This window comes from Pseudomonas sp. GL93 (assembly GCF_003408955.1).
In the GTDB taxonomy this organism is placed as follows: Bacteria; Pseudomonadota; Gammaproteobacteria; order Pseudomonadales; family Pseudomonadaceae; genus Aquipseudomonas; species Aquipseudomonas paracarnis.
Map to the genome: position 1 here is coordinate 1 of NZ_NKRF01000042.1, position 22,161 is coordinate 22,161.

Here is a 22,161-nt window from a genome sequence, read left to right on the forward strand (position 1 = left end):
GAGCATGTCGCGCAAGGGTAATTGCTTGGACAATGCCGCCATGGAGAGCTTTTTCGGCACGCTCAAGAGCGAGTTTTTCTATCTGGAATCATTTGAGAGTGTGGAGCAACTGGCATCAGGCTTAGAGGATTACATCACCTACTACAACCAAGACCGCATAAGCCTCAGACTGAATGGCTTGAGTCCGGTACAGTTTCGGACCCAGGCACTAAATCAATAGCGTCTCCTGTCCAACTTTTGGGGGGCAGTTCATGTTGAGCGGAACCCTAAGTGGTCGTAACCGCAGGAATGGATATGTACACGGTATAACAGCGTCGGCTGTCAGGGCGTCATCGCAGGCAAGCCAGCTCCCACAGTTTGATTGCAGGGTGTCAGTTGGATAAGCGTCGGCCATCAGACTAACGCCCTGCGCTCAAGCACAAAGCGCCGCAACTGGTCCCCAGGCAGTGCCTTGCTGAAATACCAGCCCTGGATAAACAACTCAGGTCCGTTACTCAAGAACGCCAACTGCTCAGCCGTCTCAACCCCCTCCACGACCACGCCCAGGTCCAAGGCCTCGCAGAAGCGCAACATACCGGTCAGCACCTGGGCGCCTTTAGGGTCACGCTGGGCCACCACAAAACTGCGGTCGATCTTGATGAAGTCCACAGGAAACTGGTGCAAGTAACTCAGCGCAGAAAACCCAGTGCCAAAATCATCCAGATAGACCTTGGCCCCCATGGCCTGCAACTTCTGGATGGTCTGGCGGGTGGCCGGGATGTCGCTGACCAGCGCGTCTTCGGTAATTTCCACTGAAACCTGCCCACGGGCCTGGGCAAGAATTTCCACCAGGCGGTCGCCATAGGCGGCGTCCTTGAGCGTGGTGCTGGAAATATTAATTGTCATCGGCAGTTCAAAACCCACCTTCTGCCATTTCTGATACTGGCGCACGGCCTGGGATGCCACCCACACGTCCACGTCCGGCATCAGCCCGGCATGCGCCAGCCATTGCAGGAACTCCCAGGGCGAATGCACCGTGCCCTGGCTGTCCCGGGCGCGCATCAGGGCCTCGCAGCCGGTGCACAAACCGGTGCGGGTGGAGACCTGGGGTTGAAACTCAAGGTAGAACTCGTAATCGCTGATCTGCTGGATACGGTTCAACTCAGCAGCCTGGCGGGCCAATGTCTGGTGGGTGGCCAGCACCGGGTCGAACTCCAGCAGGCGGCCTTTCTCTTCAAGGCCGCGAAACGTCATGTCCAGGGATTTGAGGTACCCCGTTCCGCCGTCGCTGGACTGGCGATGAATCGCCCTGACGTAGGGCGCATATACCAGGGTGCCGGCGCCCAGCAGAACGATCTGCAACACCCCCGCCGCCACGTCGCCATGGGTGCTGAGGTAAGCGTTGAGCAGCACTGGGGCGGTAAACGGCACGCTGGCCACCGCCGGCGAGACCCAGCCCAGTTGCACCACCATCAACGCCACCATCGCGTTGAACGCCGGTACCAGTAGAAACGGTATAAACAGGCGCGGGTTGAGGATGATCGGCAAACCGAACAACAGCACTTCGCTGACGTTGAATAATGACAGCGGCAAACTGGCCATCGCCAACAAGCGCATGGACTGGCTCTTGGAAAACAGCAGGATCGCCAATAGCAGGCATAAGGTTGCGCCCGAGCCACCGATAAAGGCAAAACTGCCCAGCAAGCCGTTGTTGAGCAGGTACAGCACCGGCTCCCCCGCCGCCAACGCTGCGCCATTGAGCGCCACCGCCTGGTCCAATGCATCGAATAACGGCTGCATGGCATACACGCCGTGAATCCCGAAGAACCACAGCAGCGAATTCATCAGGGTGACAAACAACCCGCTGCCGTAAGGCGTCTGCAACGCATCAAGCACCTGCGGCCCCTGGATTTGCGCCACATGGGGGATCAACAGCAGCAACGACAACACCGCCACCAACGACAAGGCCGTGAGTGCGCCAGGTATCACCATGTTGATGGTGCCCTTGAGGTTATGGCCGACCAGGTCCTGGTTGACCAGCCGCGTCCAGCGAAAGCGGTGCAGCCAGGCGATGGCCGGCACATTGATCAAGGGCGAAGCAATGGCAATAAACAGTAGGAACGTGGCCGAAGCGCGCGGGTACTCACGCAGCACGAAGGTGGCGACCACCACATGGGCCAGGCACAGGAAGGCGACCGGCAGTTGTGGCAGACGGTGTTGAATCGCCAACATGTAACCGATGGAGGCCGCCACCAGCAACGGGATCACCGAGCTGATCTGTTTATGCAGCCCGGCCAGGAAACTCACCACCTGCGGATCGAACCCCAGCGCCAGGGCGCATTCGGACAGGATCAGGAAACCAGCGGACACCAACAGGCACGGCAGGATCCACAGCAGTCCCTCCCGAATCGCACGCAACGACTCCGTGCTGGCCAGGACCGCCAGGCGCTGTGTCAGGAAAAGCTTGAACAGGGTGTGCGCCATGGGCCGTCCTCTGCCTGTCACCGACTGCCGCTGAAGATCAGGGCCGGAAACACCCGCTAACGCTACACGCCCTGATAGCCGAAGCGAAAGCCTTTATCCCCGTCCCTGCCCGGCTTTTTTACCAGTGAATGCCGGGTTGCTAGACTAAATCCCTACAGATTTATCGAACTTTCTGACTGGAATCATCCCCTAAGGCTGTCTGAGTCGGTATCATCCGCACGGTTTGTGCGTGTTAAAGGATGTTACAACCTGTCTGATAATGGGTACGCACTCAGGGAATCTTGCCTGGAACGACAACAGGCCAAAGGAGAGAACCTCACTATGCAAGACAAGCGCTCAAGTCACATGCGTCCTCTGTTTGTCACCATCCTGCTGTGGTTGTGCAGCGTGGTGTTGCTGTTTGTAATCAAGAACCTCATTGAATTGTTTACCGGGCCTGTGGCTGAAACCTGGGTAGACCTGACTCTGGTGCTGGTCGCTTACCTGATGTTTTTCTTGCTGGCGCCGTTGCAGAACTGGATGCGGCGCAGGTCGCGTAAGCGTGCCCGCCATCACCTCAACGCACGCGCGTCCGATAGCAACTCCCACCCTTCTCATTAAGGTGTCTACCTGTGTCGGCACCCAACGATACGCACCAACTTGCACTGGACAGATTCCTGCGCGAACAACCGCAGGTCGCTGCCGAGCTGGACAGCCTTAACCCGCTGATAGCCCAGGCCAGGGGCGAAACCCTGGCGCAGTATCGCGCCGAACGCCTGCATGAGGCTTTCGAAGCACACGCTGAACAGCAAAAGTTATTCGCCTGGGAATTGACCCTCAAGCTGACGGCCGATTCGACCGAAGCCTTCGAGGCCCAGCGGCGCGAGGTGCATAAAGAAGTCGCACAGATGGCAGGCATGGACTGGGCGCAGTACTGCCAGTTGCACGGCTTAGCCGTTTGACCTTTATCCTACAAGCACCAGCGTGCTCGATTGCGCCCCATGACGTGGCGCAACTCGGCGACCGTTATGCTTCGGTGCTGCGGGTCTATCGCCAACGCTGCCTGTAACGCCGTCCAGCAATGCCTGGGCAACTGCGCGGGCCGGGGCAGACAGACCGTGGAGGCGCGCTCGCCAACGCGCTTGCCGTGGGCCAGTTCGTACAGGATGCAGGCCACGCCGTACAGGTCGGCAGCAGCGGTCAGCGCACCGCCGGCCAACAGTTCCGGGGCGGCGTAGGCAGGTGTCCAGGCATTGAAACGACTGCGGCTGACACTCGGCAAACCCATTGCGGTCTCTGCTTGAGCCTGGCCCAGGCCGAAATCGAACAAGCGCACGCCCTCCTCGCCCACTATGACATTGGCTGGTTTGACATCACCGTGCAGAACGTCTTGCTGGTGGGTGTAGACCAACGCATCCAGCAACTGCAAGGCGATGGGTCGTAACTCCCGCCAGGGCAAGCCATAGGGGCACTCCAGCAGCAGGCGGTCCAGCGTCACCCCTTGCAGCAACTCCATGGTGAAAAACGCGACTTGACTGTGTGTATCGACCTCAAACGAAAACGCCCGTACCACATGCTCGTGCCTCAGGCTGCGGGTCAACGCAAACTCGCTGTACAACAACACATGCGCGTCGGGGCACTGGGAAATGGGTTCGTCAAGTAGCTTGATCGCTACCTTGGAACAGGGTTCGCCCAATTGCTCGTGCAACAGGTCGCGCGCGCGGTACACCCTGCCCATGCCACCTCTGCCCAAGACACGTTCAAGGTGATAGCGCCCAGACAGTAAACGGCAGGGTTGAGCTGTCGAGTTCAAGGCTGCACCACAACCGCAGTCAGATCATCACGTACCGGCCGGCGCAACGCCGCCGCAAATAGCCGTTCCACTGCCCGTTGAGGCGTGCCCATGCTCAACGCCCGCCCCAGGTCAACGTGGCTGAGGGCCTGATACAAGCCATCACTGCACAACAAAAATACATCCCCAGGGCGGGTACGCAGTTCCAGTACCTCAAGGTGCAACCGCGAACGCGCGCCAACGGCCCGGGTCAAGGCCCTGGCACCCGGGTAAGCCTGGGCTTGCGCCACACTCAACTGACGCTCGTCCATGAGGCGCTGCAGCAGCGAGTGGTCCTTCGACAATTGGTACAAACTCTGGTCGCGCCATAAATAGCAGCGGCTGTCTCCCGCCCATAGGCAGGCCGCCCGGCCCTTCTCCAACAACAGGGCAACCACGGTGCTGCCCATCGTCACTTCACCGGTTGCGCCAGGTTCTGTCCATGCGCGTCGTACTCCTTGGTTAACGTCCTGCAACCTGTGGCGAACCGCCTGAATACGCTGGTCAAGGTTGCCGTCAGCCGACACTGAAGCCAAGTGGCTGACTACCCACTGGCTGGCGACATCCCCATGCCGATACCCGCCCATACCGTCCGCCACCGCCCAGCAACCCATGCTCGGGTTGTCCAGGAATGCATCCTCGTTGCGCAACCGCGCCAGGCCTCGCTGCGTGCGCCCGGCGCTGCGCCACGGGGAATCCATCGGGTTCACAGCTGCTCCGGCAGGCGAAAGGTGCGCCATGTGTCCATGTCAAACGGGGCAGGCGTACGCTGGCTGGTGAGCCGGTAATTGGCGCGCAGGCCGGCGAGGTCTGCCTTGAGGATCTGTATATTTCGGCCACTGGCGGGCTCTTTCTGCAGCAGGTCCAGGAACCGGAACAACGACCACGCCCCCGTGTCCTTTTCGATGCCCAAGGGGCGCTGCTCCGCGCCTCTCTCCAGGACGAGGCTGCTGCGCCCATTGTCTGCGTCGGTGGGCCAATGGAACGCCATGGGTACGATCGGACCGTGGCGATACTCCAATTGCTGGTCGCCAAACCGCAGGATCGCTCGGCTGACCGATGGGTCCAGGCTGTAGGGTGCCAAAGTGAATCGCACGGACAACTCCCCCGCGTCTTCGGTAAAAAAGCCGCGGCGGATGACCTGGGTCTTCATCAATTGCTCCAGCAGCGCACGGGAAACCGGCAAACTCTGGCCATCGAGCCCACGCAATCGGTAGCGGCTGCCGTCGGCACTGATAAAAGGCCGCAGGTAGCCCTCATAAAAGCGCGCCATCACCCCGCGTGGCTTGAAGAACTCCTGAAAATCGTGAAGGGCGACCTCACTGCTGGCGTGCGCATTGAATGGGTAACGTCGACCAATGGCCTTGGCATAAAGGCTATGCACCTCGCTCTGATAACGTTGGTTGACGTGCACATAGGCCTGTTCCAGCAAATGCCGCCAACTGTCATCGGCCATACCTTCGAGCCAGCCGGCAACGGGCAGCGGCAGACGCGCGGCGGCGTCTCGCAGATGGCCCAATGCATCCTGCTGGCCCTCCATGCGCTGCCTGGCACGCAGGAAGGCGGCCTGCTCGGGTGCGCTGTCCCGGTTCAATGCTGTCAGTTGCAGGTGCACTTCATCCAGCAGACGCAAGGCCTGAGTCAGCTCTACGCCGGGGTTCTGCTGCTCATCCAGCAATTGATGCAAAGGCTCAAAGCGGCGCTGCAAGGCGCGCCGCGGAGCCTCGACAATAGCCGCCTGCCCAGCCGTCAACCTCGACTTGGCCATCTCGCCCAGGTCTGCCGACTGCTGGGCCACTTTGTCCAGCAGTCCGTGGCCTGGCAACAAACGCGTATTTTCACGCACCTGTTGCAAGAGACGAATCAAGGGCGATTGCGCCGACGTCAGGTTCATCAGTTGCTCGGCATCCTGGCGCAGGTTGTCAGTCTCTTGCAGCCTGACTCGGCCAAGCGCATCGCTCCAGGCATCGGCATACTCGCTGAAATAACGTTGCTGCAGTTCAGCCATCAGGCGCCGCAAGTCCTGGGGCTCCAGGTCGGAGCCCTCGCCGAGCACCCAGTTGTCCTGGGTGATGGCGTTTACCAACCGCGGGCCCTGCGCCTCGAAGTACTGTACATAGCGTTTGGTATAGAACCCCGGCACAGGCGGATCGATAGCGGCAAACACCTTACCCTCGGCCAGACGCAACGGCTCCAGGCTGCGCGCTTGTTCGCGCAATACCCGATAGACCCCATCGGCCAACGATTCGCCCCTCAGCGCTTCACGGGCCTGGGCCACCCGTTCCTCGTTGAGTGACACCACAAAGGGTTGCTCCAGCAGCCGCGCAAGGTGCACATTGAGGCGCTTCTGTGTTGGCATATCCCCGGAAAACCGCACCGACCAAAGGCTTGCAATATGTTCTGCCAGCCAGCTCGTGTCACGGCGTTCGCGCAGATTGAGCATCAGGTAGGCACGCAGGTCGTCGAGCAGCCGCTCCCGGTCCCCAAGGCTGGCAATTACCTGTTCTTCCAACTGGGCGGCTGTCCAGGCCAAAAATGGCTTTTGCAGCGCGTGCTCATAGGCTTGATCGACGCTGGGACGGCTCAGTTCGCCCTGATACAGCCCGGTGCGCTCCACCAGGCGTACATCTGCCGGCCCTGGAAAAACCTGGGTCGCCGCCAGTCGCGCGTCCAACAGCGCCAACAGCGCCGTGCTTTCATCGTCGGCCGCAAGGGCGAGCGGCGGGTGTGAGGTCAGCGCCGACAATTGCGCCAAGCGTTGGTGGTTGACGGAATAACTGTGCCCCCATAGCCCTCCGACACCGCCAATAACCAGCGCCGCAGCCATCGCCTGCGCGCCCTGGCGCCAACGCAGACGTTGCTGTTCCTGAGCCTGCAAACCGGCAAGGTCGGCCTCGGCGAAGATCACCTGGCTGAACAGGCCCTGCACAAAGCGCGGGTGCCTGCCATCGGCGCAGGTCAAGAAGAACCCTCGCAACCCGTTGATGGGTTGGTAACGATGAGCGCAAAACGCCATGTCAACGAACAGGCTGACGCGCTCTCCCATTCGTGCTGCCTGCTGGGGAAACTCCAGCATCTGCCCACGTCGCTCGACATTGCGCTCCTGATGCAGTCGCCCAATCAGCTCACTGTTCAAGCGCTGCAACAATTGTTCGACCGCCTGACGAACCTGTGTTGTGTCAGTACCGTCGGCGCAGTCTTGCAGGTGCTGACCCAGCACGCTGTCGGCACTTTCTCCAAGGGGTGAGTCGAAGAATTCAGCGAATCCCGGCAACCGGTCGGCGTGGGTCAACGCCAGGTAAATCGGCACATCCACATGCAACGTCTGTTGGATCTCTTGCAAGCGCGAATGTACATGGCGTGCGTGATGATCCAGGTCGTATTCGTTGGTACTCGACAGCATGTCGACCGATAGCGTCACCACCACACCGCTGAGCGGCCGCACTCGGCGGCGCCACCTGAGCAGATGCAACAAGGTGATCCAGCCTGCGGCGTCCACTGAAGGGTCGGGCTGGGTAAGGTAGCGTCCCGGGGTGTCGATCAGCACGCCTTCGTCGCCGAAATACCAGTCACAATGGGCACTGCTACCGATCGGTCGCGTTTGCGCGTGGTCCAGCGCCAGCGGCAAGCCCGCTGCCGCCAGTAACTGCGTCTTGCCACTGCCCGGCTCACCGATCAACAGGTACCAGGGCAACTCATGACGCCAACGTGCGTTACGTTCTCCATAATGGCGGGATATTTTGAGCAGGTGCACAGCTTTCTTGAACCGACTGCGCAGGTGCCGGCGTTCGTCCTCCACCCGCGTCATCGGCTGCTGGCGCACCTCGCGTTCTGGCCTTTGGCGCCAGGCGGTAAAACCTGGGCCCACAAACGCCATCGCCAGTCCCCATAGCAAGAACACACCGCTGATGGTGACCAACCGAGCAGTCGCCCCTGCCCAGATACGGTGATCATCCACTGCCAGCAGCGGCCCCAAGAACCACACCATTGCCGCGCAGGAAAGCACCAGCAACAGGCTCCACACCCAAATCCTGCCCAGCACGGTGCCCACCCCCTTGAAGAATGCGATCATTCATTGCTCCCAGCGTTTACAAGGGCGTGCGGACCAGATCCGACGCCGAAAGTTGAAGGGGGTGCAGCGCGTTTGTACGCTCGTTGCTCAGCACCCAGGCAAACCCTGTGTACATCGCCAACACACACACCAAGGTGAGGCCGGCCCACCAAGTGGCAGGTATGACCCGCACTTGCTTACGCCGGTCGGCCCGCTGCTGGGCAGGCAGTAGCGCTTGCGCCGCCGGCTCCCCACGTACGTGCCTGATCTGGCGATACAAGGCATCGCGGACGGCCTCAAGTTGCGCCACGCCCCGCTCCATTACCCGGTATTTGCCTTCGAACCCCAGGGACAGGCACAGGTACAGCAACTCCAGCATCGCCACGTGCTTCACGGGGTCGCGCGTGAGGCGCTCCAGCAACTGGAACACTTTTTCGCCGCCAAAGGTTTCGTTATGGAAGCGGCTCAACAGGCTCATCTTCGACCATTCGCTTTGCGCCCCCCACGGCGTCGTCACCACCGCCTCATCGATCACGCTGCACAACACATAGCGCGCCGACATGACCTGGCTGTTCTCCACGCCGCCCTGCAAGGCGCGGGTTTCGAACTGAGTCACCGCCAACACTAATCGGTCGTTGAGCGTGCCCAGGTTTTCACGGCCCGAGCAGACCCTGAGCCCAATAACCTCGAACAATACCGCCCAGGCTACGGCTACCAGCGGGTTGAGCCCTGCCTGAAAGCTCTGCGTATCGAGCCTGTGGCCGGCGTAGATCATGCGGTCTTCCAGCTGTTCGTAGCGCGGCGGCGACGGGAAATCCGTTAACGGCCCCTGGGCAGGCTCATGAGTCTCCCGGTCGAGCAGGACGGTTTTTTCATCCTGGGTATATTCACTGTCCATGGCATTCAGTTCCTGATGGCCCAGAAGTCGAGTTCAAGCCCGGTGAATTCACCCCCTACGTGGAAAGCGAAACCACCCGACTGTTCCAGCTGTGCGATATCACGGGGGCTCATATCGAGCACGAAATAGGTCTTGCCGGCATGGAAAGGAATCTGTCGCGGCGCCACTGGCAAAGGCTTGACCTTGATACCGGCCAAGTGCAGGTTGACCAACTCGCGTATGCGCTCAACCGGCGCGACTTTCAGGTGTGCTGGCAGACGCTGGCGCAATTCCTGCGCCTCACACTGCGCGGTGGCCGCCAGGATGAAGGTGGCGGTGCCAAGCAATTTCAACTCGCTGACCGGGCATACCAGCACCCCGTACTGGCGAGGCTGCAATGCCAACTTGATCGCCTGTTGCTCCAGCACCACCGACAGCGCCGCGCGCACCTGCGCCATCAGCCCGCGGAAACTGGCGCCCTGATCACCGTGTTGATAGTGAACATCCAACTGCGCGCGTTTACTGTCCGTGGTGAAGGTTGATAGCTCCCCGAGCAGCGACACCAGCGCACGGAACACCGCTTCGGGCCGCACCCGCGCCTGACTCAGGCAGTGGCGCAGCTCCAGCTCACTACGATTGATCACTTGCAGCATCAGGAAATCGGCGATTTGCGTGCCTGGGGCCGTGCTCTCGCCACGAATGCGCGCCGCGATGGCATCGCCCCGACTGGCAAGCAGGCCAATCACCTCCTTGAGACACGACGCCACGTACCCATGCTCCTGCACGAAGATAAACGTCGGGATGAACGCCGTATCCAGGTTCACACCGCCTTCACCGCTGGCGTCGAGTACCTGGGCCACCTTGAGCTTGATGAAGTGCTGGTCGCCCGCCTGTTCACCCAACAGAAGACGTAAGTCCGGGCGCGCGCAGTGGATTCGGCAACGCGTATCCGCCCCCACGTTGGAATCCCCCACTTCCACTTCACAGCTGAGGTAGCGTGCCAACACCTCGCTTTGCTCAGGCCGGCGGACTTCAAGGTGACTGCCGCTGGCCAGCGGTAGCGCCAGGTAAACCCCTTGCGCGCCCGAATCCTTTGGCACCTGCACCACCAGCGGCTCCATGGCAGCATTCAAGTCAAACAGGCTGCCGTCCGGCAACACGCCGCTGGCCTGGTTGACCACCAGCTTGCCCAGCTTGAGGTACTGCGTATTGAGTTCGAGCGTGAGCAAACCCCAGGTGTCTCTGCCCAGCAGGCGGGTCTGATTGAGCTGCTGGTGGTAATAACGGTCGTTGTGCTGCAAGTGCTGTGGCCGCAACAGCATGCCTTCCTGCCAGATAACTTTATGAACCTGCATGTTATTGCGTCTCCACACTGGCGAGCGGGTCAGCAACACGTATACCGCCCTGGCCCAGCACCAGTTCGGCACGGTTGCGTTGCTGCACCGTCAAGGGCACCAACAGCCGCCACTGGACATGGGGCAAGTCTCGGTAAGCGGCCAGCACACCCACAAAACGACTGTCGGGAGCGATTCGCAGTTTGAGCGCCAACCGGTCACCCGGACGCAGCTCAACCTCCTCGCTGCCGACCCAGTCCTTTGGCAGCGTCTGCTGCGCATTGCCATACAGGCTGAAGAAGTCGGCATGTTCAAAGGCAACGCCATGGCGCAGTTCGATCAACTGCACCACCACGGGAGAAGGACGACCGTGCAAATCCGGGTTGACGTGTTCGCTGGCGGTCAGCACCACGTCCAGCTTGGTCAGCGTGGAAAATGGCGAGACGGCGCTGCAACCCGCCAACAGCCCGCACAAGAGCAACAACGAAACAAGGGTGGCTCGATACATGATTATCATCCTGGAAAATCAATGTGCAGGCTGGAGATCAGGCGCACCTGCTCCTCATAGGCCTTGGCGAAGTCGCCGGCCAACGGGCGATCATTCAACTGTTCTTGCGCCACCACACGCTGGTAATAACGCTGGTAGGCACGCCACCGCCCACCATCGGAGAAAAACCCGGCAGGCTTGCCCTGGGACGCAAAACACCCCAACAGATGGCTGGGTTCAAAGACAGCGCGGGCATTACGCATGGCGTTTCGACAAGCGGCCAGCAACGCAACCTGATGCACCTGCAGTTCTAGGTGCACCTGGGTAATGGCGCGCACCGCGGGCAGTTGACCCAGCTCCCGGGTATCGAGCATCGCGGCTAAAGCAGCATCGGTGTTGCTATACACTTTCAAGGGATTCTGGCCGGTGCCCTGACCGGCGAACGGCGCCATACCCAGTTCGTTATTCAGTTCTTCACGGGTGCGCAAACCTTGTTGCAGCCCTTCGATCGTCACCCGAAACAAGCGTGCCACCTTGATCGCCAGTGCCTCCCGGGCAGGTGTGTCGAGGGCCGTCAGGTCCACACCCAGGACCGCTGCAAATTGCGACCAGAACACCTCGTCGGTCGACGGCGGCGTCGCAACAGCGGGTACCGCGGCAACCTCCATCGAAGGGTCTTGCCGCCGCGGCAATACCACGTGCTCGCAATCGGCCCCATAGTGATCTGCCCATACCGCTTGCTCATCGGCACTCTTGCTCAAGGCTTCCAGATCATCCGACGTGGCCTGCATCTGCCGATCAAGGTCCAAGCCATGCAGCGGGTCCAGCGACAGGAAAGCGTCATCGGGAATCGGTACTGCCACAGGCGCCAGCAGCTCGTCGGAAGGTCGCGGCGATTCCAGCAGTCGGGCACGTATCGTCAACACCCCCAACTCGAATACGTCGTCGTCACTGATCAATCGTGCCTGCCCCTTGCGCAGGCGCTCGGGACTGTTGGCTATCCCGATACCGTTGCGACTGATATCCGTAAGGAAATAACGACCTTCACGGTAACCGATCAATCCATGATGGCTGGAGAGTACGCGGCTGGCGTCAGGGATCACCCAGTCACATCCAGGACCACGCCCGATCACGCCGCCGGCACCGTCAAATACTTTGCGGGCCAAAAGTAGGCTCTGGTCGCTTTCGCACGCGCAGACCTCAAACACAAGCTGCAGCTTCATGCCCCCTCCTTTCAGCGGCCACGAATGATCGCCTGCGGGTCACCCAAGGGGTGGTACTCGGCATCATCGAACACATAGTTGGCGTTACAGCCTCCCAGCAAACACATCACCAGCACGACGACGTGCCATGGACGATCAGGCATCAGGTTTCTCCCACAGTAAAAATCAAGTGCGCCATTCAGCGTTCCTCCCGGGCATCGCCAAAGGGAATGTTCAAACGGGCAAGACGGTAAAGCAGGGTGCGCCGGGCGACCCCCAGTTCCCGCGCGGTGCGGGTGCGATTACCGTGGTTCTTGTGCAGACAGTCGAGCAGGAACGTGCGCTCCACTCGCTCCATCCGCTGGCGCAGCGTCACGTCATCGGAAGTGGCCGGCTTTGGTGCCAGCGGCAGCGCCAGGTGCTCGGGCCGGATCACGCTGTCGTCACACAACAACACGGCGCGCTCCACCAGGCATTTGAGCTCGCGTACGTTGCCGGGAAAACCATGGCTGAACAGTTGATCGAGGGCGGTATTCGACCATTCGACAGGTGGCCTCCCCAGCGCTGCGCACACCTTGCCTGTGAAATGGCGCGCCAGTTGCAGCACATCGCTGTCCCGCTCGCGCAAGGCCGGTAAGGTGATGGGAAACTGAGCCAGTCGGTAATAGAGGTCTTCACGAAAGCCCCCTTCGGCGACCATCGCCGCGAGGTCGCGATGCGTCGCGGCAATGATGCGTACGTCGACCTTGTGTGCCGCACTGGCCCCCAGCGGGCGAACCTCACCCTCCTGCAATACCCGCAGCAACTTGGCTTGCAAGGGCAGCGGCATATCGCCGATCTCATCCAACAGCAACGTACCGCCATGTGCGGCGTCGAACAGCCCCGCGTGATTGCGATCGGCGCCAGTGAACGCACCTTTGCGGTAGCCGAACAGCTCACTTTCAAGCAACCCTTCCGGGAACGCCGCGCAGTTCTGCACGACAAAGGCCTTGGCCTTGCGCGGCCCGGCCGCGTGAATGGCCCGGGCCACCACTTCCTTGCCCGTGCCGGTCTCGCCCTGCAGCAGCACCGTATAAGGGGTGTGCAGGACTTTACTGATCAACCGGCATGCCTGCTCCATTGCCGCACTGGTGCCAATCAGGCCGTATGCGCCAGCTAAGGGTTTGTTGCCTCCGGGCTTTGGACCAACGTTGGGCTGCCTACCACGCAGTACGCGTAACTGGTTCACGGCGTAGCTGCCCAAATGCCGCAAGGAAGGGGCGTAGCCTTGCAACTGGGCCGGCTGTTGGCGGGCGCACACCAGCACCCCAATTATCCGCTCACATCGATTGAACAGCGGCACGATTAATAGCGCACGCCATGGTGTCGCCAATGCGGGCAGAAAACCTGTGTCATGGCCGCTGCCTTGCACATCCTCCAGGCTCAATCCAGTGCCCTGGGTCAAGGTGTCGTGCAGCAACTGTTGGGAATGCTGACCAAACCGTGGAGGCACTACGGTGAGCGACGGCACCTGGGCAAGATGTTGGGCGATCAGTTCAAGCCGGCCGGTCACTTCATCGAGCAGATACAATTGGCTGACGTCACACTGGCTCAGCCGGGCCGCCGCGCTGACACATCCGTCAGGTAACGCGTGTTCATCACGCTCGAACCCCAAGCGTGCGAAACAGGCAGACAGTGCGTCGGCATATATCAGCGGGTCGGCCCCCTCACCAATCAGGTTATCGGTCATTGGCTGCACCCGCAGAAATCCACCGGGGCCGATGTTGTTTCCAGCCGTGCTGACAGCGCGCCGATCATGTGTTGCAAATCCCTGTTCATCATGTCCATTCATCCCTAATGAAAATTACGGGTTAGCGTGACTGAGCCATCGGCCCGCTCGTGCCCCAGCCAGGTGGTCCAACCCAGGCGGCAAACCGTGTTTTCGCCAATGTGCAGGGCCCTGATCTGACCCTGCGCCAGTACCAGGCGCAGGTCGTATTCCAATGGATCGCGCAGGGTCAGGCGCACCAGCGAACGCAGCGGCTGACAGGCCTTTCCCGTGGGCAGGAAGTCGTGAAAACGCCGCCACTCCAACGCGCGGACATGCACCCTGAACTTGCCACTGCGGTCAGCGACTCGGCGCCCTAAGACCAGGTCCTCGCCAAGCACACTGTTGGCCCGTCCAAGGTCATTGCGCTGTACCTGGCTGATCTCGACCTGGCGTTCAACCCACTGCTCGATAAACAACTCGTCCTGCTTGAAGTAGTAACGCAGGACCGACTCGATCAACGCCGCCGAGTGCACACGCACACTCAGCAGGCCCAGGTATGGCAGCAGGCGCTTGCAATCGAGCTGGGAAGCGCCACGGATCGCAGTGCCGCCCAAACCCGTCAAGGCAAACATCTGCGCGGAAAAACCATCATTGGCGCCTGCCCGGAAACACGCCCGATAGCGGTATTTGCGCCAGATCGGGAGCATCAGCCGGTGCAAGCGATGATGGAACAGATCCAGGAAATCTCGAGTCGGGGTGCCGCCTGGCTGTTCGGCAAATGCCTGCTCACCATAAAACGCAGGCAGTGGGGACCCGGCGCCAAATAACCCCAGTACATTGAGGCGCAGGCGCGCGCGCAAATGTCCATGTTCCATAAAGAACTCCACTCGGTCGATATCGTGCGCGGCAAACCCTAAGCCAGGGTTGGCCTGGAACTCCAATTGGTCGTACAACGCGTCCTCATCCAGCAGCGGATGAGCCTCACGCAATCGCTCGGTCACCTGCAAAACCGCCTGGAACAGCGTGTATTCACGGATACCACGGCAAAGTTGATTCAGAGCAGGGGCTGCTGTCCCATCAGGGATGGCCATAAATACACGTCTCCTTGTGTGCTGATGACACGCAACTCGTGATGGGAATTGAGGCTGGCGTAAAGCGCAAAGAACTGATTGAGGACCGAAGCGAATACAAATAAGTCGCCCTGGCCGACAAAGCCTTGGGAATCGACCGTCAGATCGACCCGCACACCTCGCACGGGCAACCCACGATGCAGGCGATCCATCGCCTCATGACGGATAGCACGCAAAGCCCCCAGTCTTTTCTGGCTGACCTTCAGCGCCTGGCGATCGTAATAACGCGGCAGGTCGTAGGTTGCGAGAATCGCCTTCAAGGCGTTGATGTCGGTCAACGACAAGTAGTTGAGCGACATATTGCTGATGAGCTTCCACAGGAAATCCTGGTCCAGGGGCGGCGCGTAGCTCGCCGTTGGCGCGGTGATATTGCGAAACGTCAACGACTCCGGTGTGTGTTCGCCGGGCTGGTTGATATCGCCTGCACGTAATTGCCGTGGCAGGTTGCAATTGGTACAGGTCAGTTCGACCGACAGGGTTTCCTGGCCCTGTTTGCGGCGGTTGCCGAACCCCATCCAGGTGTCGAGTCCGGCATGTTGCACCGACGAACGTTGGCGAATGCTGTAGCTGGGCGGTGCCGCCACAGGCTCGCTGTGGCAGTCATGTTCAAACGACTCGAACGGCACGTAGGTTTGATAGCCCAAGCCACCGGGGCGCCAGCCGGTGACCCGGTCCACTGAATACACGCTGGCATTGCCCGGCGTGTATTCCCCAGGCACCAGGAGGTACTCGTCCTGTTTACCGTCCAGGCGAATGGGAATTGCATCCTGTGTAAACAGGTTGACGATGGGCGTGCAATACAGCTTCACGTTATCCAGGGTAGGACGCAGGGGCTCGCGACCCTGACTGCGGAGCTCGAAACGCATCACCAGGCCGCGCGCCTGCCGGAGCAACTCGTGAGACAACGTGTGCAACACCTCCAGGCCTTCGACATCGACAAACAGGTACTTCTCGGGAAACGCGAAGTACTCCTGCAGGTGCCGATAGCCCTCCAGCGTGTTCTGCGGATAAGGAATCAGCGCCTGTTCCTGGGAAAACCCCACTGGCCGGACCTGGTTGGCATTGAGCCGCAGCGTCAGGGGTTGGCCATCGCCGGCGCTGATCAGCAGGCCATCTTGATCCACGAGCTGCAGGCTGATTCCGGCCAGATGGCGCAACAGACTCAGGTACAGACCCTGACTGATGTAGTGGTCACCGGCCAGGTGCAGTCGCAGCGAATCGAATACCAGCTCACTGAAGCTGCCGTCGACACTCATGCACAGGCGCAAATCCAACCAGGCCCCTTCGCCCTGGCATCTATATTCCAGGTCAGTGAGTTGCAATGGCATGACGTTGGTGGCATAGCATGTACGGAACTGGCAACGCTCACCGTGTATGGGAGCGCTTTGCACGGCGGTGTCCCGCTCCACCCGAACGCTTGGGCCGGCGCGTTTCAACGGGTCGAATTGCAAGATGCTGAAGGCCGGTATCGGGCGCATGTAATGGGGCCAGAGCAAGTGCATCAACGAGTGCGTCAACTCCGGCAGTTCGTCATCCAGTTTCTGACGCAAGCGCCCGGTCAGGAATGCAAAGCCCTCCAGCAAGCGCTCGACATCCGGGTCCTGGCCCGCTTCGCCGAGAAACGGCGCCAGGGCGGGATTACGTTCGGAAAAACGCCGCCCCAGTTGGCGCAACGCACTGAGTTCGCTTTGAAAATAACGGTTAAGCGTCATCGGCACAGACCTCAACCCGCCCGGTATCCGTGAGGCGCGCGTGGAACACCACAGGATGCAGTACGCCCTCAATCATTCGCTCAGCCTCAATGGCGAATGCCAGGGACAAGGAGTCACGCACAACCGGCAATAGCCTGACACGTACATTCGTCAGCCGCGGCTCATAGGCCTGGATAAAACGTTCGATATGCAGCCGCGAGTGGCTCAAGGACTCATGTAAGCTGAGCCGCATGTCATTGAGGTCAGGCAAGCCATAATCAGGCAGCGTCTGGACACTGCCCGCACGAGTGCTGAGCATTTTCCCCAAATGTGCGGCGATGGACACCACGGCGGCGCCCGGGTTAGACGCACCCTGCTCGAGGCGTTCGAAAAGGCTGTTGTGCTCAAGCATGCCCTGGCCTCTGCTCATTCTTTATCGAGCTTCCCGACCAAGGACAATGTGAAGTCTGCCCCCATGTATTTGAAATGCGGGCGTACCGTGACGTTGACCCGGTACCAGCCAGGCTCGCCCTCGACATCGCTGACGACAATGCGCGCAGCACGCAAGGGGCGCCGCCCACGCACCTCGGCACTGGGATTTTCCTGGTCCGCCACGTATTGGCGAACCCATTTGTTGAGTTCCAACTCCAGGTCCGTCCGCTCTTTCCACGCGCCCAACTGCTCCCGTTGCAGCACCTTGAGGTAATGAGCCAGGCGGTTGACCACCATCATGTAGGGCAATTGGGTGCCCAAGCGGTAATTCAGCTCTGCCGCCCTGCCCTCCTCACTGATGCCGAAGGATTTGGGCTTTTGCACGGAGCTGGCGGAAAAAAACGCCGCGTTATCGCTGCCCTTGCGCATGGTCAAGGCGATGAAACCTTCTTGTGCCAGCTCGTACTCACGTCGGTCCGAAATCAGCACCTCCGTAGGAATCTTGGTTTCGATCTCGCCCATGCTCTGGAAGTGATGCAGCGGGAGGTCTTCGACCGCCCCGCCGCTTTGCGGGCCAATAATGTTGGGGCACCAGCGAAAGCGCGCGAAGCTGTCGGTCAGGCGAGTGGCAAAGGCATAGGCGGTATTGCCCCACAAGTAATGCTCGTGGCTGTTAACCACATTCTCTTGGTAAGCGAAGGTCTTGACCGGGCACTCAAGGGGGTCATACGGGGTGCGCAGCAAAAAGCGCGGCACGGTGAGGCCGATATATCGGGCGTCTTCGCTCTGCCGGAAACTTTGCCATTTGGCAAACTGCGGGCCTTCGAAATGGTCCCGCAGATCCTTCAGGTCGGGCAACCCGGTGAAGCTTTCCAAGCCAAAGAAACTCGGCCCCGCCGCTGCGATAAAGGGCGCGTGGGCCATGCCGGCGACGCTGGATGCGTATTGCATCAGTTTCACATCGGGTGCACTGGGCGAAAGAAAGTAATTGGCAATGATCGCGCCCACCGGCTGGCCGCCGAACTGGCCGTATTCGGCGCTATAGACGTGTTTGTATAACCCGGACTGGGTAATTTCCGAGGAATCTTCGAAATCATCCAGCAGGTCCTCGCGCGAGACATTCAACAGTTCGATCTTGATGTTCTCGCGAAAATTGGTGCGATCGACCAGCAACTGCAAGCCTCGCCACGAAGCCTCCAACGCCTGGAAGTCCGGGTGGTGAAGGATCTCATCCATTTGTTCGCTGAGCTTGGTATCGATCTCGGCGATCATCCGGTCGACCAGGCGTTTCTTTACGGGTTCGTCACAATTATGTGGCTTGACCAGCTCTGCGATAAACGCCGACACGCCGCGCTTGGCAATGCCATAAGCCTCGTCGTCGGCGCTGAGCAATGTCTGGGAAATGATGTTATCGAGGATGCTACCGCCTTCGATAACCTGTACAGGTTGCGTGCCGTGTTCAATGGTGGTCATGGTGTCAGTGTCCTTTTACTGAAAACGTCAGGCTTGAGGCCTATCCAGGCCCAGTTCGGCGAGCACGCGTGCGCGAGAATCGCCATTGGCCAACGCCCGCTCGATAGCGTTGCGAAAGCTGGGCGTATTGCCCAGCGGGCCCTTGAGCGCCACCAATGCCTCACGCAATGCCATCAGCTTTTGCAATTGCGGGATCTGCTCCACCAGGTTCGCGGGGTTGAAGTCCTTCATCGTGTTGATCCGCACCTGAACCGGCAGTTCTTCCCTGTCGGCTGCATCCTGGAGGCGGTTGGGAACGCTCAGCGTCAGGCTCAATGCTTGCTTGGCCAACACCTCGTCAAAGGTGTGCTTGTCGATACCGATGGGCTTGCGATCTTCGAGTTTGCGTGGGTCCGCGCGCAGGGAAAAATCCCCCAGCACCAGCAGCTTCAACGGCAGCTCGACGTCTTCCTGAGCGCCACCGACGGCGGGTTTGAAGGTAATGTTGATACGTTCCTTGGGGGCTACCGAACCGTCTTTGGCCATGGTGCTTATCCTTTTTGATGAGGCGCTATTCAAGTACTGCTCCCAGGTCGAAATGGCACACCCGGCGATGCAAACTGTCTTTCCCGTCTTGTACGGCTTGGTTTTGTGGCAACAGGTCGTAGCAGCGATACAGCAACTGGCCGACTTGCACCGCCAGCTCCGGCTCCCAACTTTCCAGCCCCGTGCGCTGTAATTGCAGGTCGAGTTGCTCCAGCTGGATCCTGGCCAGGTCATGCTTGCCGGCCGCCACACACAACCTGGCCAGCGCCAGGTACCAATGAAAGCGCGCTCGATCACCGCACGCCGCCCGCAGCCCTTGCTTGAGCACACCCACCGCAGCCTTAAGACCGTCCTTGCGCAGGCAGGGCATCACCGCCTGCAACGCGGCTTCCCAGGGCTGAGCAGCGCAGTCAACGACGACATTGGAGGGCTCAGGCTTGTGCAGGTGACGCATGACGTGAAGCGCGATCCACTCTCCTGTCGCGGGGTCGGCAAAGGGCGTGCCGTCCTCGAACCGATACTCAGGCAGATTCGGCAGGCGATGCAGCAGCAGAGCGAATTGCATTTCCAGTTCGGTCATGGCGAGGTCTGCGTGCAAGGCCGCCAGGCACTCCCAGACCATGCGCAAACCATCGAACCAGAACATTGCACCGGCCAGGCTGACCTCGAGTTCAAGCAACAGATCGGCGTAATGGCCTTGGCTGAAGCGGTCTTGATAGCGCTTGCGCTTGTCGGCAGCCAATGAGCGCAGCGCCGTGACCCGCTCATTATTGGCGTCGGGATAGTTGACGAGCATCAGCCACGCCAAGGTTCGGCCCAGGCGCAAGGCGCGCGGGTCGGCGGCATCCTGACGCAACCACCAGGCACATAAAGGCCGAGCCTGCTCCTGCAATGCGCGCAGCCGTTTGTGCGCGTCTTTTTCGTTATTGAGCGGGTGCTCGGGGGCCGGCAGCGGGCTTGGCGCTGGCTTGACCCGGGCAATGACGCCCGCGACGCCGCCAGGTTCGGCAGCAGCCTGGGCCAAGTGCGCCGACAGCTGCCGGCGAACCGGCAACAGCAGCGGCGCCTCGCTGCCCAGCTGTTCGCCCCATATCTGATCGAGACATTCCAGGTGTTCCAACAGCGCCTGCAATAAAGGCCGTTGGCCACTGAGCGGCAGGTTGTGTGCGCACGCTTGCTCAAGGCGCAACACCAACCAGCCAAACGCCGCAATGCGGGTGCGCAGCTTAACTGGATAGACCTGCGCCCAATGGTGCTCGCAGAGTTCACGCAGCACACCGAGACCAGCCAGCAACCCAGCAAATGAATCACGTTGATACAGGGCCCAGGCTAACCAGGCGGCGACGCGCAGATCCTTGGAATGCTCACGCAAAATGCACTCGCAGATTTCGCTGATCTTCTTCCAATCCGGCAAGCTCGTACCATGAATGGAGTGTGCCTTGCCCAGCTCGGTTTCCAACACCTCAAACTCGCTTGAAAAACGCATGTCGCTGCCAACAAAACTGCTTGGCGAACACGCTGCCCGGGCAAGTTCTCGGCAATCGGCATATAGCTGTTCTGAATAAACTATTTTGGTCTGCACACAACCACCCAAGGTAAGATAGGCAAAGTTAACGTCATTGTTAAAAGCCCTTGAACTTGCGTTCACAACACATCGAGGTGAGCGAACCTTAGCCACGAAAAAAACAATCAGCAAGTAACGGAGCGGAACTTAAGAAACATCCTACAAGGCTTGAAAATAAAGGCCTGCGCAGCTATTTGCGCAGTCCCTCCCAGCAAAAAACATCATCAATCGCCCACAGCCTTGCATTTACCAAAACACATGGCATGAGCAACTAAGTGCGCATAGGCGTGCAACTAATAGCGCTAAAAATTCACCCACAGCCCTATAACAAATACTCAATAACGGCCACTGACTCTTCTTCGCCCTTATTTCATTGAACCTCACACTTTCAGGCACGTTTCTTGTTAAAGGAACCTGACCGCTCAGCGCTCTCGCTGCCCGGCAATACCTACTCAATCAGGCAAGGAAACCCGTCATGCCCACACCCGCGTACCTCTCCATCACTGGTGTCAAACAAGGTTTGATTACGGCAGGCACATTTACTCAGGACTCGGTAGGCAACATTTATCAGGAAGGCCATGAGGACCAGATTTTGGTGCAGGCGTTTGCTCATCAGGTGATCATTCCCCGCGACCCGCAATCGGGCCAGCCGACCGGTCAGCGCGTGCATAAACCACTGATGATCAGCAAGGTTTTCGATAAATCCTCACCCTTGCTGTTCAGCGCCCTGACCACCGGCGAAGAAGTCTCCTGCCGCCTGGAGTGGCTGCGCACCTCCTCGGCCGGAACCCAGGAGCACTACTTCACGATTGAACTGGAAGGCGCCACCATCGTCGACATCCAATCTCGCATGCCCAACTGCCAGGACCCAGACAACGCCCACTTCACCCACCTGGAGGATGTGCACTTCACCTATCGAAAAATCATCTGGACTCACGAAGTCGCCGGGACTTCCGGTTCGGATGACTGGCGCAGCCCAGTGACGGGTTAACGGTAACCACGATGCGAAGCGAGCCGCTCTTGATCTTGATCTTGATCTGCTTTTGATCTTGATCTCAGGCGCCCCGTTAAACCACGCTGGCCGAACGCAGGCTTGAATTCGTGGGTAACCCGGCAGGACGCCGGGTTAGCCGCCCCGCGCCATGGATGGCGCGTGGCGGCGGCCCACGGATTCAAGCCTGTGTTCGGGCACACCGAGCCCAAGCGAGGTGCCGAGTGGTGGGGCAAGAGCCCTTTGGTTACTTTGGGGCTCTTTTCCAAAGTGACCCGCTGTTGAACTGCCCCCCGAATGTTGGACACCTGACCCCCTCGGGAGGGTGTTCCATGACGAAATACAACCTAGCACTCAAGCAATCACTGATTGAAGAGTGTC

Annotated in this window: 20 protein-coding genes; 4 read left to right on the top strand and 16 right to left on the bottom strand. The window is 59.9% G+C overall.

All coding sequences use genetic code 11. From position 1 onward, the window contains the following. On the top strand, positions 1 to 220 hold a 220-nt coding region (locus CER19_RS07010; RefSeq protein WP_165861612.1), incomplete at its 5' end, for an IS3 family transposase. A gap of 173 nt (positions 221 to 393) precedes the next feature. Here the strand turns inward: CER19_RS07010 and CER19_RS07015 are convergent. Beyond that, positions 394 to 2,463 carry an EAL domain-containing protein gene (locus tag CER19_RS07015; protein ID WP_116665898.1) on the bottom strand — a complete coding sequence of 690 codons (2,070 nt, stop codon included), beginning with the start codon at positions 2,461 to 2,463 and terminating at the stop codon, positions 394 to 396. Between the two features lie 345 nt (positions 2,464 to 2,808). Here CER19_RS07015 and CER19_RS07020 point away from each other — a divergent pair, with 345 nt between their 5' ends. Together CER19_RS07020 and CER19_RS07025 are read left to right on the top strand one after the other, a co-directional pair. Further along, entirely contained in the window at positions 2,809 to 3,063 is a 255-nt protein-coding gene (locus CER19_RS07020; protein WP_256660399.1) for a hypothetical protein, read from the top strand. An 11-nt stretch (positions 3,064 to 3,074) separates the two neighbouring features. Further along, positions 3,075 to 3,404 (top strand): DUF6388 family protein, encoded by a 330-nt coding sequence (locus tag CER19_RS07025; RefSeq protein ID WP_116665900.1) that lies wholly within the window; start codon positions 3,075 to 3,077, stop codon positions 3,402 to 3,404. Positions 3,405 to 3,412: 8 nt separating this feature from the next. Here CER19_RS07025 and CER19_RS07030 read toward each other — a convergent pair whose 3' ends face one another. The 15 genes from CER19_RS07030 to tssA form a co-directional block, all read right to left on the bottom strand. Then, entirely contained in the window at positions 3,413 to 4,255 is an 843-nt protein-coding gene (locus CER19_RS07030) for a serine/threonine-protein kinase (protein WP_116665901.1), read from the bottom strand. Next, positions 4,252 to 4,974, bottom strand: a complete 723-nt coding sequence (locus tag CER19_RS07035) for a PP2C family serine/threonine-protein phosphatase (RefSeq protein WP_116665914.1) — start codon at positions 4,972 to 4,974, stop codon at positions 4,252 to 4,254. Before CER19_RS07035 ends, CER19_RS07030 begins: the two co-directional genes overlap by 4 nt. A 5-nt stretch (positions 4,975 to 4,979) precedes the next feature. After that, positions 4,980 to 8,345, bottom strand: a complete 3,366-nt coding sequence (tssM, locus tag CER19_RS07040) for a type VI secretion system membrane subunit TssM (RefSeq protein WP_116665902.1) — start codon at positions 8,343 to 8,345, stop codon at positions 4,980 to 4,982. A 16-nt stretch (positions 8,346 to 8,361) separates the two neighbouring features. Continuing rightward, positions 8,362 to 9,222 carry a type IVB secretion system protein IcmH/DotU gene (gene icmH / locus CER19_RS07045; protein ID WP_116665903.1) on the bottom strand — a complete coding sequence of 287 codons (861 nt, stop codon included), beginning with the start codon at positions 9,220 to 9,222 and terminating at the stop codon, positions 8,362 to 8,364. A 5-nt stretch (positions 9,223 to 9,227) separates the two neighbouring features. Then, positions 9,228 to 10,556, bottom strand: a complete 1,329-nt coding sequence (gene tssK / locus CER19_RS07050) for a type VI secretion system baseplate subunit TssK (protein ID WP_116665904.1) — start codon at positions 10,554 to 10,556, stop codon at positions 9,228 to 9,230. Position 10,557: 1 nt separating this feature from the next. Next, the gene (gene tssJ / locus CER19_RS07055) at positions 10,558 to 11,043 is read right to left on the bottom strand and encodes a type VI secretion system lipoprotein TssJ (RefSeq protein WP_116665905.1); all 486 of its coding nucleotides are present in this window, start codon (positions 11,041 to 11,043) and stop codon (positions 10,558 to 10,560) included. 5 nt (positions 11,044 to 11,048) lie between these two features. Beyond that, entirely contained in the window at positions 11,049 to 12,245 is a 1,197-nt protein-coding gene (gene tagH, locus CER19_RS07060; protein WP_116665906.1) for a type VI secretion system-associated FHA domain protein TagH, read from the bottom strand. A gap of 11 nt (positions 12,246 to 12,256) precedes the next feature. Beyond that, positions 12,257 to 12,388: a hypothetical protein gene (locus CER19_RS07065; protein WP_032896909.1), complete on the bottom strand. Its 132-nt coding sequence runs from the start codon at positions 12,386 to 12,388 to the stop codon at positions 12,257 to 12,259. A gap of 35 nt (positions 12,389 to 12,423) precedes the next feature. Then, positions 12,424 to 13,953 carry a sigma 54-interacting transcriptional regulator gene (locus tag CER19_RS07070; RefSeq protein WP_116665907.1) on the bottom strand — a complete coding sequence of 510 codons (1,530 nt, stop codon included), beginning with the start codon at positions 13,951 to 13,953 and terminating at the stop codon, positions 12,424 to 12,426. Between the two features lie 104 nt (positions 13,954 to 14,057). Beyond that, a complete protein-coding gene (gene tssG, locus CER19_RS07075; protein WP_116665908.1) occupies positions 14,058 to 15,065 on the bottom strand; it encodes a type VI secretion system baseplate subunit TssG in 1,008 nt (335 codons plus the stop codon). Beyond that, positions 15,029 to 16,816 carry a type VI secretion system baseplate subunit TssF gene (gene tssF, locus CER19_RS07080; RefSeq protein WP_116665909.1) on the bottom strand — a complete coding sequence of 596 codons (1,788 nt, stop codon included), beginning with the start codon at positions 16,814 to 16,816 and terminating at the stop codon, positions 15,029 to 15,031. Before tssF ends, tssG begins: the two co-directional genes overlap by 37 nt. Continuing rightward, positions 16,806 to 17,207: a type VI secretion system baseplate subunit TssE gene (gene tssE, locus CER19_RS07085; RefSeq protein ID WP_116665915.1), complete on the bottom strand. Its 402-nt coding sequence runs from the start codon at positions 17,205 to 17,207 to the stop codon at positions 16,806 to 16,808. The genes tssF and tssE overlap by 11 nt, the downstream gene beginning before the upstream one ends. A 14-nt stretch (positions 17,208 to 17,221) precedes the next feature. After that, positions 17,222 to 18,700: a type VI secretion system contractile sheath large subunit gene (gene tssC, locus CER19_RS07090; protein WP_116665910.1), complete on the bottom strand. Its 1,479-nt coding sequence runs from the start codon at positions 18,698 to 18,700 to the stop codon at positions 17,222 to 17,224. A 27-nt stretch (positions 18,701 to 18,727) separates the two neighbouring features. Continuing rightward, entirely contained in the window at positions 18,728 to 19,225 is a 498-nt protein-coding gene (tssB, locus tag CER19_RS07095; protein ID WP_116665911.1) for a type VI secretion system contractile sheath small subunit, read from the bottom strand. Positions 19,226 to 19,250: 25 nt separating this feature from the next. Then, a complete protein-coding gene (gene tssA, locus CER19_RS07100) occupies positions 19,251 to 20,795 on the bottom strand; it encodes a type VI secretion system protein TssA (RefSeq protein WP_165861613.1) in 1,545 nt (514 codons plus the stop codon). Positions 20,796 to 21,264: 469 nt separating this feature from the next. Between tssA and CER19_RS07105 the strand changes: the two genes are divergently transcribed. Then, positions 21,265 to 21,780: an Hcp family type VI secretion system effector gene (locus CER19_RS07105; protein ID WP_014718214.1), complete on the top strand. Its 516-nt coding sequence runs from the start codon at positions 21,265 to 21,267 to the stop codon at positions 21,778 to 21,780. The last annotated feature ends 381 nt before the right edge of the window (positions 21,781 to 22,161 follow it).